15 protein-coding genes are annotated in these 14,914 nt (G+C 54.2%); 13 read left to right on the forward strand and 2 right to left on the reverse strand.

Annotated elements, in window-relative coordinates:
- Positions 1-6: 6 nt before the first annotated feature.
- The 13 genes from ABLV30_RS17495 (at position 7) to ABLV30_RS17555 (ending at position 13,366) form a co-directional block, all read left to right on the forward strand.
- Positions 7-549, forward strand: coding sequence for a fimbrial protein (locus tag ABLV30_RS17495; protein WP_033836671.1), 543 nt, complete (start codon positions 7-9; stop codon positions 547-549).
- Entirely contained in the window at positions 549-1,064 is a 516-nt protein-coding gene (locus ABLV30_RS17500) for a fimbrial protein (protein WP_048263232.1), read from the forward strand. The genes ABLV30_RS17495 and ABLV30_RS17500 overlap by 1 nt, the downstream gene beginning before the upstream one ends.
- A 7-nt stretch (positions 1,065-1,071) precedes the next feature.
- On the forward strand, positions 1,072-1,767 hold the full coding sequence (locus ABLV30_RS17505; protein WP_265801946.1) for a molecular chaperone: 696 nt from the start codon (positions 1,072-1,074) through the stop codon (positions 1,765-1,767).
- A 1-nt stretch (position 1,768) separates the two neighbouring features.
- Entirely contained in the window at positions 1,769-3,493 is a 1,725-nt protein-coding gene (locus tag ABLV30_RS17510) for a Wzy polymerase domain-containing protein (RefSeq protein ID WP_316548569.1), read from the forward strand.
- 170 nt (positions 3,494-3,663) lie between these two features.
- Complete coding sequence (locus tag ABLV30_RS17515) at positions 3,664-3,954, forward strand: hypothetical protein (RefSeq protein ID WP_025106549.1); 291 nt, start codon at positions 3,664-3,666, stop codon at positions 3,952-3,954.
- Between the two features lie 199 nt (positions 3,955-4,153).
- Positions 4,154-5,011, forward strand: a complete 858-nt coding sequence (gene mscS, locus ABLV30_RS17520) for a small-conductance mechanosensitive channel MscS (protein WP_201993890.1) — start codon at positions 4,154-4,156, stop codon at positions 5,009-5,011.
- A 13-nt stretch (positions 5,012-5,024) separates the two neighbouring features.
- Positions 5,025-5,297: a YceK/YidQ family lipoprotein gene (locus ABLV30_RS17525; protein ID WP_048263240.1), complete on the forward strand. Its 273-nt coding sequence runs from the start codon at positions 5,025-5,027 to the stop codon at positions 5,295-5,297.
- A 31-nt stretch (positions 5,298-5,328) separates the two neighbouring features.
- A complete protein-coding gene (locus ABLV30_RS17530) occupies positions 5,329-5,910 on the forward strand; it encodes a helix-turn-helix transcriptional regulator (RefSeq protein WP_116280665.1) in 582 nt (193 codons plus the stop codon).
- A 323-nt stretch (positions 5,911-6,233) separates the two neighbouring features.
- Positions 6,234-7,244 carry a LacI family DNA-binding transcriptional regulator gene (locus tag ABLV30_RS17535; protein WP_265801939.1) on the forward strand — a complete coding sequence of 337 codons (1,011 nt, stop codon included), beginning with the start codon at positions 6,234-6,236 and terminating at the stop codon, positions 7,242-7,244.
- A gap of 70 nt (positions 7,245-7,314) precedes the next feature.
- Entirely contained in the window at positions 7,315-8,736 is a 1,422-nt protein-coding gene (locus ABLV30_RS17540; RefSeq protein ID WP_032751738.1) for an MFS transporter, read from the forward strand.
- On the forward strand, positions 8,720-10,408 hold the full coding sequence (locus ABLV30_RS17545) for a glycoside hydrolase family 32 protein (RefSeq protein ID WP_207172031.1): 1,689 nt from the start codon (positions 8,720-8,722) through the stop codon (positions 10,406-10,408). The genes ABLV30_RS17540 and ABLV30_RS17545 overlap by 17 nt, the downstream gene beginning before the upstream one ends.
- Positions 10,409-10,467: 59 nt before the next feature.
- Positions 10,468-11,829 (forward strand): NosD domain-containing protein, encoded by a 1,362-nt coding sequence (locus ABLV30_RS17550; RefSeq protein WP_257198985.1) that lies wholly within the window; start codon positions 10,468-10,470, stop codon positions 11,827-11,829.
- 157 nt (positions 11,830-11,986) lie between these two features.
- A complete protein-coding gene (locus ABLV30_RS17555) occupies positions 11,987-13,366 on the forward strand; it encodes a carbohydrate porin (protein WP_257198161.1) in 1,380 nt (459 codons plus the stop codon).
- A gap of 47 nt (positions 13,367-13,413) precedes the next feature.
- Here the strand turns inward: ABLV30_RS17555 and rhaM are convergent, their stop codons facing one another.
- Together rhaM and fucO are read right to left on the reverse strand one after the other, a co-directional pair.
- A complete protein-coding gene (gene rhaM / locus ABLV30_RS17560) occupies positions 13,414-13,728 on the reverse strand; it encodes an L-rhamnose mutarotase (protein WP_014227413.1) in 315 nt (104 codons plus the stop codon).
- Positions 13,725-14,873: a lactaldehyde reductase gene (gene fucO, locus ABLV30_RS17565; protein ID WP_025106558.1), complete on the reverse strand. Its 1,149-nt coding sequence runs from the start codon at positions 14,871-14,873 to the stop codon at positions 13,725-13,727. The genes rhaM and fucO overlap by 4 nt, the downstream gene beginning before the upstream one ends.
- Positions 14,874-14,914 lie beyond the last annotated feature (41 nt).

A 14,914-nucleotide genomic window follows, 5' to 3' on the forward strand; every position in this document is an offset into this window, starting at 1 on the left:
AAAAAGATGAAAGCGGCAAAAACACTCTTTCCCCTGTTGCTGGCGCTCGCGGGCGTTCATAGCGCTATCGCCGATGATATTAATACTGGCCAGGTTGAGCTGGATATGACCGGTACAATCGTCGCGGAAAGCTGCGATATCGACACCGCCAGCCAGAACCAGACTATCCATATCGGCGATTTCAGCGCCGGGATATTTAAAAACGTCGGCGATACCTCGGAGTGGAAGCAGTTTGATATCAAATTAAATAACTGCACCTCGGCGATCAGCCAGTCGACGGTGGCCTTTAGCGGCACGTCGGACGGCAGCGACCCATCGCTGTTAGCCCTCTCCGATACCTCCGGCGGCGGCGGAATGGCCAGCGGCGTGGCGATTGAGCTGCTGGACAGCAGTATGAACGCGATTGCGATTAACAGTACCGATAACGGGTACCCGATTACCCAGGGCAATAACGATCTGACGTTTCGCCTGCGCTATAAAGCTACCGCGGTGCCGGTTACGCCCGGCAACGCCTCTTCGGTACTCTATTTTGATGTGAGCTATCAATAATGAAAAAGACGATCCTGCTGTTATCGCTATCCGGCTTGTCCTGCTCAGCGCTGGCCCACGACGGCACCGTAAACATTACCGGCACGATCCAGGGAAACACCTGCACCGTGACCACCGATACCGCGAACCAGCAGGTGACCCTGGGCGACATTGCGGCGAAACAGTTTACCGCGGCCGGCAGCGCCTCCCAGCCGATAGCGTTCACCATCGGGCTGGAAAACTGCGGCAGCGCGGCGTCGGCGGTCTCATTAACCTTTACCGGCGAGGCGGATACGACCAACAGCGCCCTGCTGGCGTTAACCAGCCAGGCGGGCAGCGCCGCGGGCGTCGGGGTGGCGATCTTAGACAGCCAGCGTACGCTGGTGCCGCTGAACAGCGCCAGCAGGCAATATACGCTCGACCCGCAGCAAACCAGCCAGAACCTCACCTTTTACGGTGAGATGGTAGCGACGAGCAGCCCGGTTACCGCCGGCAGCGTTGACGCCACGACCACCTTTAGCCTGACCTATCAGTAGCCTGTCCATGTTGAGAAAAATCGCTGTACTGCTGGCGCTCAGCGCCTTATCCCTTCAGGCGCAGGCGGGCGTGGTCATCGGGGGAACCCGCTTTATTTATAATGAGGGTAAGCCATCGATATCGTTCCGGGTGATCAATCAATCGCCCTCGCGCTACTTGATTCTGAGCAAAATCGTCGCCGATGGTGACCCGCACGCGGCGGTGCCTTTTGTGGCGACGCCCCCGGTCTTTGCGCTAAACGGCCACAAAGAAAATGAAATTCGCGTGATGTACACCAGCGGCCAGCTGCCGGCGGACCGCGAAAGTCTGTTTTGGGTCACGGTGGCCAATATCCCTCAGGCCGACAGTCAGCAGCAGAATACCCTGCAGATTGCGGTGCGCAGCCGCATGAAGCTGTTTTATCGCCCGAAGGGCGTACAAGGGGATTCACAGCAGGCTTATCGCCAGCTGACCTGGCGGCGCCAGGGTAAAACGGTAACGGTGCAGAACCCGACGCCGTTTTACGTCACGCTGCTGAATATGCAGGTCAACGGCCAGAGTATCGCCGGGGCCGGGATGGTCGCGCCGCTTTCCAGCCGCTCGGTGGCGTGGTGTCCGGCGCAGGGCGGCTGCGCGCTGCAGTGGCAGACCCTTAACGACTATGGTCGGGCCATGCCGGCGCTGCGTATTTCGCCCGATGCGCAGGCCAGGAAGGGGCAATAAGATGCACGCAGAACTCAGGGGGGCGCCGGAAACGGCGGCCTCCCGCTGGCTCCTTATGATGCTGGCGCTGATCCTGCTTGGCGTCATGCATATTGTCCTGCCCAGCACCGGCGGCAGCGGCGCCGATTTACCGGAACCGCTGCTGGTCTGGGGCGTGCTGCTGGTCACGATGGTCGGCTGCGCCTGGTTTTTGCGGCATCAGAGACTGCGCAGCAGCCCGTTCCTGCGCGGCATGGCGCTGGCGGCGTTACTGCTGACGCTGCCCCTGCTCTGGAGCCCCTCCGTCGACTGGCGGCTGGATGCCTTCCCGCGCCTGGCGGGCCTGTGGGCGGGCGTGGCGTTTTATTATCTGCTGCTGAACTGTCGGCTCACGCCGCGTCAGCAGCAGACCGTACTGTGGCTGATCGTCGCCGCCACTCTGATTCAGGCGGTTTATGCGCTGGTGGGGATCGGCCATCCGGCGTGGCTGCCGCTGCCGGCGCAGGCGGCACAGCGCCAGGCCGGACAGTTCGCGATCGGCGTTTTTCTGCAACGCAACGTCACCGGCTCCTTTATTGCCACCGGCGCCGCGGTGCTGCTGTGGCTGACGGTCGACGTCCGCTTTGTCTGCCGCAGCGTCGCGAGGGAGAGATATCGTCAGTGGGGAAGCGCGCTCGGGCTCGGGCTGCTCTACGCCACGCTGACCCTGCTGAAATCCCGCACCGGATGGCTGGGCGGCGTGGTCTGCTGGCTGATGATGGTGACCATTTTTTGCTTCTCGCCGTTACGCCGCTCCGCCGCGCGCGGGGCACGCTGGCGTGTCGTACTGGCGCCGGTGGCCGGCGTGCTGCTGGGACTTGCCCTGCTATCGGTCTCGTTACTCAACGCCCTGCATGAACATGACGGCTCGAATCTTGAGCGGGTTTTTATTCTGCAGCAGACCTGGAACATGATACTGCAGCATCCGATCGTCGGCTGGGGCTACGGGGGATACGCCTGGTCCTTTGCCCACTTCGTGGCCGATAGCGTCCCGCCGTTGTCCCGCCGGGTGCCTGGGTTAACCTATCCGCATAATGACCTGCTGTTCTGGTGGGTCGAGGGCGGAGCGGTCGCCCTGCTCGGGCTGCTGGTGCTGGGCGTTAGCGGATTCTGGCTACTGCTGCGCCGCCCCGGCGTACGGCAGCTGGCGCTGCTGGCCTGCCTGATGCCCATTTTGCTGCACACGCAGCTGGAGTATCCGCTGTATCAATCGCCGGTGCACTGGTTGCTCGTTCTTATCCTGGTTAACCTGGCCGATCGCTGTCCATCCGGCGAACAGGCGCCGCTGCCCGCATTCACCGCGCCCTCCACGCGGCCGGTACCCTGCGCGCTGATGATCCTGGCCTGCTACGGCGCGCTGCTCACCGGCTGCGCCTTCTGGCAGGGGCACTACCTGACCGCTTTTCAGCAGTCGCCGCAGCGTTTTGCCAGCCGCGTACTGCGGCTGCATGACATCGGCATCGGCAGCGAAAGGCTGCGTAAAGATCGGGCGCTCAGCTATATCATCCGCTATCAGTCGAGCGCTAACGTCGAGGACCTGGAGGCTTTCAACCAGCTCGGCAGGCGCTGGATTGCGGTGTGGAACGACGCCGATATGTACAACAATCTTATTAACGTCGAGCGGTATCTTGGGCAACAGAAAAACGCCCGGGCTTTGCGCGAGGAGGCCCGGCGGCTCTATCCTGAGGACCGGCGTTTTTCATCGTAGTGCCGATGCCGGTTATGACCGCGGGCTCAGCGTCGCAGAGGCAGCTGAGCCTTTTTACGTATATTGCGGGTCGGGGCTAAAAAAGCATTGATCGAATATAATTAGCAGTGTAATTATCTCCTGTGGTTTGAAATTGATTTCAAAAATGCCCAACACAGGAGTGTTACCCCATGGACGCACGTAAATGCACTGCCGCAGCGGCTTTACTTCTCGCCTGCACTTCTTCTTTCTGCTACGCCGGCCATACCGGAAAAGTCCGCTTCATTGGCACCGTTGTGGAGTCGGGATGCTGGAACAAGCCCGGTCAAAATGAATTATTCTGTTATCGCGATAAGACCGTTTCTCATTATTCCGCGGCGCACGTCAGCAGCGTTTCGCTGGATGTCAGTAATGCCGTGGTGCAAAAAACATTTCTTGATAAACAAAAGCAGCTGGAACAGTTAACGATTAATTACTATTAAGTTTAATGACATTTAAATATCTTCAGCTCATCGGGTTGAAGATATTTATCTCATCTCAAAATTAAGATGTTAGCAAGAAATTACATAATTTTATTATTCTTACAATCTACGATCGTTTTATTACCGCGAGTTGATTGAATCCCCACATATTCCTCTATACTATTCCTCATATATTTTACGCAGAAAAGATATAATATATATGGCTAAGGTGGTTTTGTTTCCGGAGATCTCTTCTTCGCTGGAATGGTTAAAAGGGCATGGCGATACAATTCTTCAGTATGGCTGGAACGTGATTGCCGCTTGTATTCTCTTTTTTATCGGCCGGGTTGTCTCAACCTTATTATCTAAAGGTATCGAGAAAATACTTCTGCGGCGCAGGGTAGATATTACGGTTGTCCATTTCTTTGCCGCCCTGGTGCGCTATATCACGCTGGCGTTTGCGGCCATCGCCGCGCTTGGCCGTTTAGGTATAGAAACGTCCTCAATTATTGCGGTCATCGGCGCGGCGGGGCTGGCGGTGGGGCTTGCGCTGCAGGGATCGCTATCAAACTTTGCCGCTGGCGTACTGTTAGTCACGCTACGTCCTTTCCGGGCCGGAAACCTGGTGCAGATCGGCGCCATTACCGGAGTGGTGGAAACCGTACATATATTTTCCACCACCTTACTCACCGCGGATAATAAAGACGTGGTGATCCCGAACGGCAAAATTATCGCCGACAGTATCGTTAACTATTCGCGCCATCCCTTCCGGCGTATCGATTTGATGATTAGCGTCGGCTACGATAGCCGACTTGCGGAAGTGAAGCGCGTTATTCTGGCGGTCATCGATGCTGACAAACGTATCGATCGGCAGCGTGATACCACCGTTCGTCTGGCCGAACTTGGCGCCTCGTCACTTAATTTTACCGTGCGCGTGTGGGTGAAAAACACCCACTACTGGGATACCTATTACGATCTGCTGGAGAATATTAAAGAGGCGCTGGACGAACATCATATTGCGATTCCTTATCCGCAGATGGATATTCGCGTCGCCGGCACGGTACCGACGTTATCCTGATGGCTGAGATGATATGAATGCGAAAGCGATGGGTTGTATGGCTGTCTGTTTCCTGCTGACGGGCTGCGGCAGCGTCATGGGAAGAACCTCTTTGGCGGAGGGCGAAACGTGGTATCCAGGGGTTAAAACGGATATCGCGGTGATCCGCGGTGACAGCGAGTATGATTATAATTATCTTCAGGGAACATTATGGACCCTGGATACGCCGCTGTCGTTTATTGGTGATACGCTGATGCTGCCGATTGATTATTTTCACGGCCCGTGGTCAATTCACTCCGGAAAATAAAAAATATATTATAAAATGGTGTTAATTCATTATGAGTTCTATTTTAGATGTGGCCGTAATGTCCCCGAATCGCTATTTCTGTCTGGGGCTAAGTAGCCTGCAAGAACAAAAGTCACTGACCGCCATTCGGCTGCACTTTTGTCATGATCTGAAAAGCTTAAAAACGCTAATGGAGAGCATGGCGCTCTCCGGCGTGCTAATGGAAACGTTTGGTGAAGGAGAAAACATCTACGATGCGTTTGTTTTTGGCGATTATCTAAAAAGGCAGGCCAGAGACATCGCCGTGTTTGTTTTCCGCTCATTCTGGAGCAGCCTTTCCGATTTGCCGCACTATGCGCGCTATCATGTTTCCTCAACTGAAGATGAAATATGGCAATATTTTACACTGATACTGAAGGGCTACCATTGTAATAATTATATCTCCCGCTGGGAGGCCCTGCTGACCCATAAAGAGTATCAAGTTATCAGGATGCTGTGCTGCGGAAAGCAGTATCATCACATAGGGAAATCACTGGGTATTACGATTAAAACCGTGAGCACGCATAAAATCAAAGCGCTGAAAAAACTCGGCGCGCCCAGCATGTCATCTTTAATTCTACAATTTAAACGCTAATGGTCGCGCGCCACAGGCTGCCGTGGCCAGGCGTTCATAGGCCATCCCCGGATCCCCGCATGCTGCGTATTTATCGCGCCAGCCAACGCCATCCCGCAGCAATAGCATAATCTCTTATTCTCCCTTCCTGTATTCTGCTTTCCTGTTGATGGTGTCCGTAATATATTCTCGCCAGGTTTTAATAAAAACTCCTAATAGGGTGATGAATTTGCGAAGGCTAAACGTGATTCCATGTAACAAAGCAACATGTGAACTGGCTTACATTTTCAACCGCGCTCGCCATTTATAGTGAGCGCCAGTGTTAGGGGGCGTATTCAATCATCATGGCATCCATTAAAGACGTAGCGAAAAGAGCTGGGGTCTCGACGGCGACCGTGTCGCGAGTGCTCAACAATCATCCCAGCGTCGTGCCGGAAACGCGGCAGGCGGTGCGTGATGCGATGGATTATCTCTGCTATGTCCCCAGCAAGAGTTCGTTTCAGCTTAGCGGGAAATGTTCAGGGCTGATTGGTGTGGTTTTGCCTAATCTGGTGAATCCTCACTTCTGTGAACTGTTGGCGACGGTGGAAGAAGAGGCCCGGTATATCGGCAAATCGGTGATCGTTAAAACGCATCAGAACCAGCCGCAGCAGGATAAACATATTATTCAGACCTTAGTGGGGATGGGCATTGACAGCTTGCTATGGGTGCCGACAGAAGCAGAAGCCGAACTTTCAGAATGGTTAAGCATTACCCGGATCCCGGTCGCCGTTGTCACCCAGGTGTCCCGGTTCTTCAATTCCGTATCGATTAACCAGGATCGGGGGGCGGAAAGTATTGCGGAACATTTTATTCATACGGGCCATCTTTCATTTGGCTTTGTTGCCCAGGAAGGGGTGGATAGCCGCAAGGTCTCGTCGTACAGCAAAAAAATAGCGAGTCACGGTTTACAGCTTGCTAGAGATAATTCGTTCTGGATAGCCAAAGGCGAGGGTGAAAAGATATCAGGCCATATTAGTATTCTTGATGACATTATCGAGAAACTCAGCGAGCCGACGCGAACCTGTACATGTCTGTTAGTGTATAACGATATTGCGGCAAACTATATTATCGATGGGCTAAAAGAAAAGGGCATCTCCGTTCCTGAAGATATTGCAATTGCCAGCTTTGATAATACCCTGCTGGCGCAAACTAAAAAAATCACCAGCGTTGCACAGCCGGTAAATGAAATTGCTCACCTCGCGTTTCAGATGGTGAAACATCAACAGCAGCCGGACAGTATTGAAATGCACGAAATTGTCTCGCGGTTAATTATTCGTGAGAGCAGCGTAAAAATTAATATTACTTCCCTGTAAGGGATTTATGTTTAGAAATGGCGCGACATTTGGCGCCATGGGCTCCTTTTAACAAAAAATAGGTATATTTATGTCTGCTACCGCAATGGAAAAGCCAAGCGCTTATGAAAAGCTGGGGCTGAGGGAGAAGATCGGCTACGGCATGGGTGACGCTGGTTCAGGAATGATATGGAGCGTACTGGCCCTCTATCTGACGTGGTTTTATACCGATGTATATGGCCTGAACGCCGGGGTGGTGGGCACATTATTCCTGGTTATCCGCATCTTTGACGCTTTTAGCGATCCGCTGATGGGGGCCATCTGCGACCGCACCGTGACGCGCTGGGGAAAATTCCGTCCATGGATATTATGGATGGCGTTTCCGTTTGGTCTGGGCGCGGTACTGATGTTCACGACCCCAGAACTGAGCATGAACGGCAAGATTATCTATGCCTGGGTTACCTATCTGGTCATGTCGCTGATTTATACCGCGATTAATATTCCCTATTGCTCGGTCGGCGGCGTCATTACGCTCAATCAGAAAGAGCGCATGGGCTGCCTGTCGTGGCGCTTTTTCCTTAATGGCCTGGCAACATTAATTATCTCCTCCTCTATTCTGCCGTTAACGGACTGGCTGGGTAACGGCGACCGCGCCTCAGGTTTCCAGCTAACCATGATCATTATGGGCGGTGCGGCAACGCTGATGTTCCTGTTCTGCTTTTCCAGCATTAAAGAGCGGGTGGTGTCGGTTAAGCAAAACGAGTCGTTGAAGAAAGACCTGCGGGATATTATCAAAAACGATCAGTGGCTCTTGATGATCACTATTACCTTCCTGAACGTTTTCCCGGCATTTATCCGCGGCGGCGTCACTATCTATTATGCTACTTACGTCATGAAAGAGTCGGTCGGATTTATTACCTTCTTTATGGCGCTGGGCGTGGCCTGTAATATGCTGGGCAGCGTGCTTGCCAAACCGCTGACCGATCGCTTTGATAAGCTGGCGCTGTTCCGCATTATTAATATTATTCTCGGCATTCTCTCATTTGCGCTGTGGTTTGTTGATCCGCAATCCCTGACCCCGCTGATGACGCTATTCATCATTATTAACGTTCTGCATTTAATTCAGTCTGGCCCCATTCTGTGGGCAATGATGTCCGATGTCGATGACTACGGCGACTGGAAATTTGGTAAACGCCTGACCGGCATCTCCTTCGCGGGAAACCTGTTTATGCTCAAAATGGGGCTGGCGGTCGCCGGCGCTATCGTCGCCTGGATTCTGGCGTTTACCGGCTATGTCGCGAATGAGCCGCAGCAAAATTCGCAGACCATTCAAGGCATTATCATGATGTTCTCACTGCTGCCGATGGTGAGTTATTTCATCAGCGCGTATCTGGTGCGCTACTTCAAGCTGAATAACGCGTTCCTTGAGAAAATCAAAACGGATCTTGCAAAACGTGAGCTGGAAAAAGGTCGCGGTCAACCACAGGAGGTTCAGGATGTCCCTGTCATTTAATATTAAACAAGGTCAGCGCATTGATTTGTGGCTGAAAGCGTCCGAACCGGCGGCGCAACCCCTGTTTTCTATTCGCGTGAACGGTCAGGTTGTATTTAAGATTCAGGAGGCGCCGCGCTACTTCCAGTATTTTACCTGGACCTCGTTTCAGGACGGCGTTGCCACCCTGGAGTGGCTGCCGGAATATAGCGAGATATCGCTTTGTTACACCTGGCATCCGGATTCACTGCGCGCGCGCGGCGTTACCTTTATCGCGACAGCCGGGCAGGATTTGCGCCTGATGAGCGGTCAGGATATTGCTGACGAGTATCTGCGGGAGCCGCTGCGTCCGGCATTGCATTTCTCGCCCCGTACCGGCTGGATGAACGACCCTAACGGGCTGCACTACAAGAACGGCGAGTGGCATCTGTTTTACCAGTATCATCCGCACTCCAGCCAATGGGGCCCCATGCACTGGAATCATGCGGTGAGCCGCGATCTGTATCACTGGCGGCATTATCCGGTTTTCCTCCAGCCAGAGCAGAATCTTTCGGCGCTGGGCGCGACGGGCGGCGCGTTTTCCGGCAGCGCGTATATTGATAAACAAGGAAAAACCCGCTTCTGGTATACCGAACGGCTCCCGGCTTACGATCTGTATCGCGGCTACCGGGAAGTGCAGAAAATGGCCGTTGCGCACGACGACTACGATAAGCCGGAATGGGTGAAAACCGTCTTAACCGACCTGCCTGCGGGCGTGGACTGCGATTTCCGCGATCCAAAAGTGTGGTACGAAGAGGCCGATGCCACTTTTTATATGATCCTCGGCGCATCGGTAAACGGCGATCCGGCGATGCTGCTCTTTCACTCTGCGGATAGTGAACGCTGGACGTTCCATCATGTGCTGTATGTCGCTCCCGGCTATTTTCGCGAAAACGGCGGTCGCTGCGTCGAATGCCCGGATTTCTTCTGCCTGGATGGCGTATGGGTATTAATTATCGGCGTCGTTGGCTATACGGAGCCGACAACCGGGCGGCATAATTTGCTTTTTGCCCAGACCGGTACTTTCCGGAACGGCTATTTCACGCCGTCCGAGCAGCCGCTACAGACTTTAGATTTCGGTACGGATTTCTACGCCCTGCAAACCTGGGGCGAGGACGACCGAAGAATCGGCTTTGCCTGGTTATATAACTGGGCGACGCAGAAACCGGTGGATTCCGCTTACTCGGGGGAAATGTCGCTCCCGCGTCGCTTTCATCTCAATACGCAGCAGCGGCTATGCATGATGCCGGAGCTGCCGCCGGAATCATTGGTCGTCAGCCGCCATGCGCTGGATGACGGTGATATCTGGGTTAATGAGAAAGGCTGTAAAGCCGGCATTGTAACCTTTATGCCTGCCGGTGGTTTCCGTTTGACGTTAACGGGCGATAACGGCCAGCAAATCATCCTCGAACAGGAGGGTAAAAATCTGACGCTATATGAAAAAGGCCGGGACGATGGGCGTTACCGCGCGCCGGTGGCCGGCGTCAGCGACGTCACCCTGTGTTTTGATGCCGGGATTGTTGAGGTCTTCGCAAATCAGGGCAGCGTATGCGGTACGCGACGCTATTACTCATGCAGTCAGCTCACCCGGATCCAGCTCTCCGGCGCGCCGGCACAGCTTACGCAATATCGCTCGACGTATTCGCAGGAATAAGCAAAGTCAAATTTAAGCGTTGATGTTCGATTTCTTATTATCATTAGAGGCGGTTTTTCATGGTACGTAAAAATTATTATGATGTTACGCAGTGGCACGTCGGCAACCCGTATGAGGATATTGGCGAAGTCATTAACAGTATTCTCGCCGATATTAAATCGCGACAAACTGAAACCGATATTAACGACGGGGGTAAACCGGGCGCCGCGATTTATATTCCGCCCGGCGATTATCATCTGAAGACGCAGGTCTTAATTGATATCAGTTATTTAAAAATTATGGGTTCCGGGCATGGTTTTGTCTCCTCGAGCATTCGCTTTAATACGCCGGCGGACGAGTGGGCGAATTTGCACGATATATGGCCGGGCGGGAGCCGTATCCTGATCGATCTCTGCCCGCAGCCCGGCGATGAAGAACACGCTGGCGCTGCATTTTACGTGAAACGCAGCGGGGCGCCGCGTATCAGTTCGGTGGCGTTCGAAAACTTCTGTATCGATGGTCTGCACTTTGTTGATGATGGGCTGGGAAACAACGACCCGGAAAATAGCTATACGAACGGCAAAACCGGGATTTATATCGCCAGCGCGCAGGACGCTTTCCGCATTACCGGGATGGGATTTATCTATCTGGAGCATGGCCTCACCGCGTACAATAGCGATGCAATGGCGATCCATAATAACTTTATCGCCGAATGCGGTAACTGTATCGAGCTGCGTGGCGCCGGGCAGGCTTCAAAAATAACCGATAACCTGATTGGCGCGGGCTATAAAGGCTATTCTATTTACGCGCAAAACTTCGGGGGGTTATTGATTTCTACCAACAATATTTTCCCCCGTGGCGCAAGCAGCGTGCACTTATCGGGCGTGGTCCGCTCTAGCATCACCAGCAATCGATTCCATTCATTTTATCCAGGAATGCTCGTTCTCGAGAACAACTGTGCGGAGAATCTGATCTCGGCAAACCATTTCTTGCGCGATCGTGAACCCTGGCCGCCGATGCAGGCCTATGACAACGGCCTGGATGATGCCTATGGCTTGCTGCATATAAACGGCAGTAATAATTCGGTTATTGCTAATCATATTTCCGAAACGATTGATGTCCAGTATCTCAAGCCGCAGGGAATAAAACCGGTCATCATTCGCCTTGTTTCCGGCAAAGGGAATTATATTGCGAATAACCATATCGTGGCGACCACGGAGACGTCAGCGGCGCAGGCGCAGCCCTCCGAAGAGGATGCCTGCTTTGCGGCGCAGGTCAGCGCTTTGCTGACGACGGCCAGGTTAAAAGAACTCGATGCGGTCGCCGTGCAGGTAGAAAAAGAATCCGCGCAAAACACGATACTTGATAGCGGCAGTGACGCACAGGTGGTCATAGACCGAGCGCGTAATGCCTTCAGGGCGACACCGGTTGCTGGAAATTAATATTCACTCTGTTTGTTAATCCGTATAGCGAATAACGTTATTTAAGGAGGCAGATTACACGTTATTTCATTCATTCTTCTGCTAAATAAAAATCAAAATATAAAAGGTGAATATTTTTATTCACCTTATCCCACCTTTTACCTCTGGGAAAATAAAAATGAATAAAACAACATTATCAATAGCGCTAGGCTTGTGTTTAATAACGGGATCGGCGGTCGGGAAAAATAATCAACTGACGCTGGAACAACGAATGGAACAGCTTGAAGCGCGGCTTGCCGCCGCGGAAAGCCGGGCGACGGTAGCGGAAGGCCAGGTGCGGGATTTACAGGCGAAGCAGAATGCCGCTATTCAGGCGGCGCAAACCCGTGTGCCGGTAAACAGCGCGGCAGCAACCGCGGAGAGTAAAAAGAATCTTAGCGTCCCGGAGCTGAAATTATCCGGCTATGGCGATCTGAAAATCTACGGCGACGTGGAGTTCAACATGGACGCGGAAAGCAAACACGGCCTGCTGGCGATGACCAACGCCGATGTCGGCAGCGATCCCACCTACGATAAGTGGGATTTAAACGGCCGTATCCTGCTCGGCTTCGACGGTATCCGCAAAACGGATAACGGCTATTTTGCCGGTTTCTCTGTCCAGCCGCTGGCGGATATGACCGGCTCGATGAACCTCGACGATGCGGTTTTCTTCTTTGGTCAGGAGAACGACTGGAAGGTGAAAGTGGGGCGCTTTGAAGCGTACGATATGTTCCCGCTGAATCAGGACACCTTCGTCGAGCACTCCGGTAATACCGCCAACGACCTCTACAGCGACGGCCATGGCTATATCTATATGATGAAAGAGGGTCGCGGCCGCTCTGACGCAGGCGGCAACTTCCTGCTGAGCAAGCAGCTTGATAACTGGTATTTTGAGCTCAACACCCTGCTGGAAGACGGTACGTCGCTGTACGACAACGGTGGCTACCATGGTCGTGATATGGAGCAGAAAAAGAACGTCGCCTATTTGCGCCCGGTGGTGTCATGGGCGAAAGACGAATTTTTCGTTGCCGCGGCCATGGAAGCGAACGTGGTGCAGAACGCCTACGGCTATAAAGATGCCCAGGGCAACTTTATCGATCAGTCGGGGCGCACCGGCTATGGCCTGACCATGACCTGGAACGGCCTGAAGCGCGACCCGGAGGACGGGGTGGTGGTTAATCTGAACACCGCTTATATGGACGCCAGCAACGAACAGGATTTGACCGCCGGGGTGAACGCGCTGTGGCGGCGCTTCGAGCTGGGATATATCTACGCGCATAACAAAATCAGCGATTATGCCGGGGTGATTTGCGATAACGACTGCTGGATTAAGGATGAAGGCACCTACAATATTCATACCTTCCACGCGTCGTATCAAATTCCGAACGTGATGAATATGCAGAACTTTAATATCTATCTCGGCGCCTATTACTCCATTCTCGACAGCGACGAGAAGCTGAGCCAGGGGGATGATGACGATCGCTACGGCGCGCGGGTGCGCTTTAAGTACTTCTTCTAAGCGCTTGAAACGGCTGCCCCGCTCAGCACAACGGGGCAGCCATAGTTTTACTCCAGATAAAACACCTCTTTAAGCTCCGCGCTTACCGGACTGTTGTCCGGATTGGCAGGCATCACATCGCGCATATGCTGCCACCAGCGCTGGCACACCTCGGTGCCGGCGACGGCGTCCCAGCGCGCTTCGGATTCAATCTCCACCGTGGCGAACAGCAGATGGCGCTCTTTATCGAGATAAATCGCGTAGTGGTGCGCGCCGTGGGCTTTCAGCACCGCTTCCAGCTCCGGCCAGATGGGGTTATGACGGCGCTGATACTCTTCATGCGCGTCCGGGTTTACCTGCATCACGAAAGCTTTGCGGATCATAATGCCTCCAGATAGAGTTCGCGGACTTCATCGCGGCTGGCGGTGCGCGGATTGCACGGCGCGCACGGGTCGGCCAGCGCTTTATCCAGCCAGCCTTCAATATCGGCTTTACTGACGCCAAGCTGGCTGAAGCCTTGCGGAATGCCGACGCGTTTGCTTAGCGCGCGGATGGCGTTGATGGCCTCCATGCTGGCCGCTTCATCGCTCATACCGCGGGTATCGACGCCCATCGCCTGCGCCACGCGCGCGAAGCGGGCAACCGCGTTCGGCCGGTTAAAGTTTTCGATGATCGGCAGCAGGATGGCGTTGCACACGCCGTGCGGCAGGTTGTGGGTAGCGCCAGGCTGATGGGCCAGCGCGTGCACCAGGCCGAGACCGGCGCTGTTAAACGCCATGCCCGCCAGATACTGGCCAAACGCCATCTGCTCGCGGGCTTCAAGGTGGTGTCCATCGTCGACGGCTTGCGGCAGCCACAGGTTGATCAGGCGAATCGCTTCCAGGGCGTTGGCATCGGTCAGCGGATGCGCGCCCACGGAAACAAAGGCTTCAATGGCGTGGGTCAGCGCGTCCATGCCGGTGGCGGCGGTAATGGATGGCGGGATATCCAGCATCACGCTGGCGTCATCGACGGCGATATCGGGAATGATATTGGGGTCGATAATCACCTCTTTTACCTGGCGCTCGGCGTCGATAATAACCGCATTGCTGGTCATCTCCGCCGCGGTGCCGGCGGTTGTGTTGATGGCCACCAGCGGCACGCCGGCGTTTTTCACTTTGCCGACGCCGGAGTAGGCGGTCGATGGCCCCGGGTTGGCGGTGAGGATTTTTATCGCTTTGGCGGTATCAATCGGGCTGCCGCCGCCGAAGGCGATAAGGTAATCACACCCGGCCTCGCGATACGCCGCGTAGCCTTTTTGCACCAGCGCTTCCGTTGGGTTAGGGAACACCTCGTCAAACAGATGGTAAGACATCTGCTGTTCATCCAGGGCGGTAAACAGGCTGTCGAGCAGCCCCAGCTTCACCAGCTGACCGTCGGTGACGATCAGCGCTTTGCCCCAGCGTTTACCCGCCACCAGCTTGACCATATCGCCGATTGCGCCCGCGCCGTGGAGGCTGATTTTGGGCAGTGCCAACATAAAACTCATGATAATTCTCCTTAATGTTGATTTTGGGTAATCCGTTTCCC

It is taken from the genome of Klebsiella sp. CN_Kp113 (assembly GCF_040064585.1).
In the GTDB taxonomy this organism is placed as follows: domain Bacteria; phylum Pseudomonadota; class Gammaproteobacteria; order Enterobacterales; family Enterobacteriaceae; genus Klebsiella; species Klebsiella michiganensis.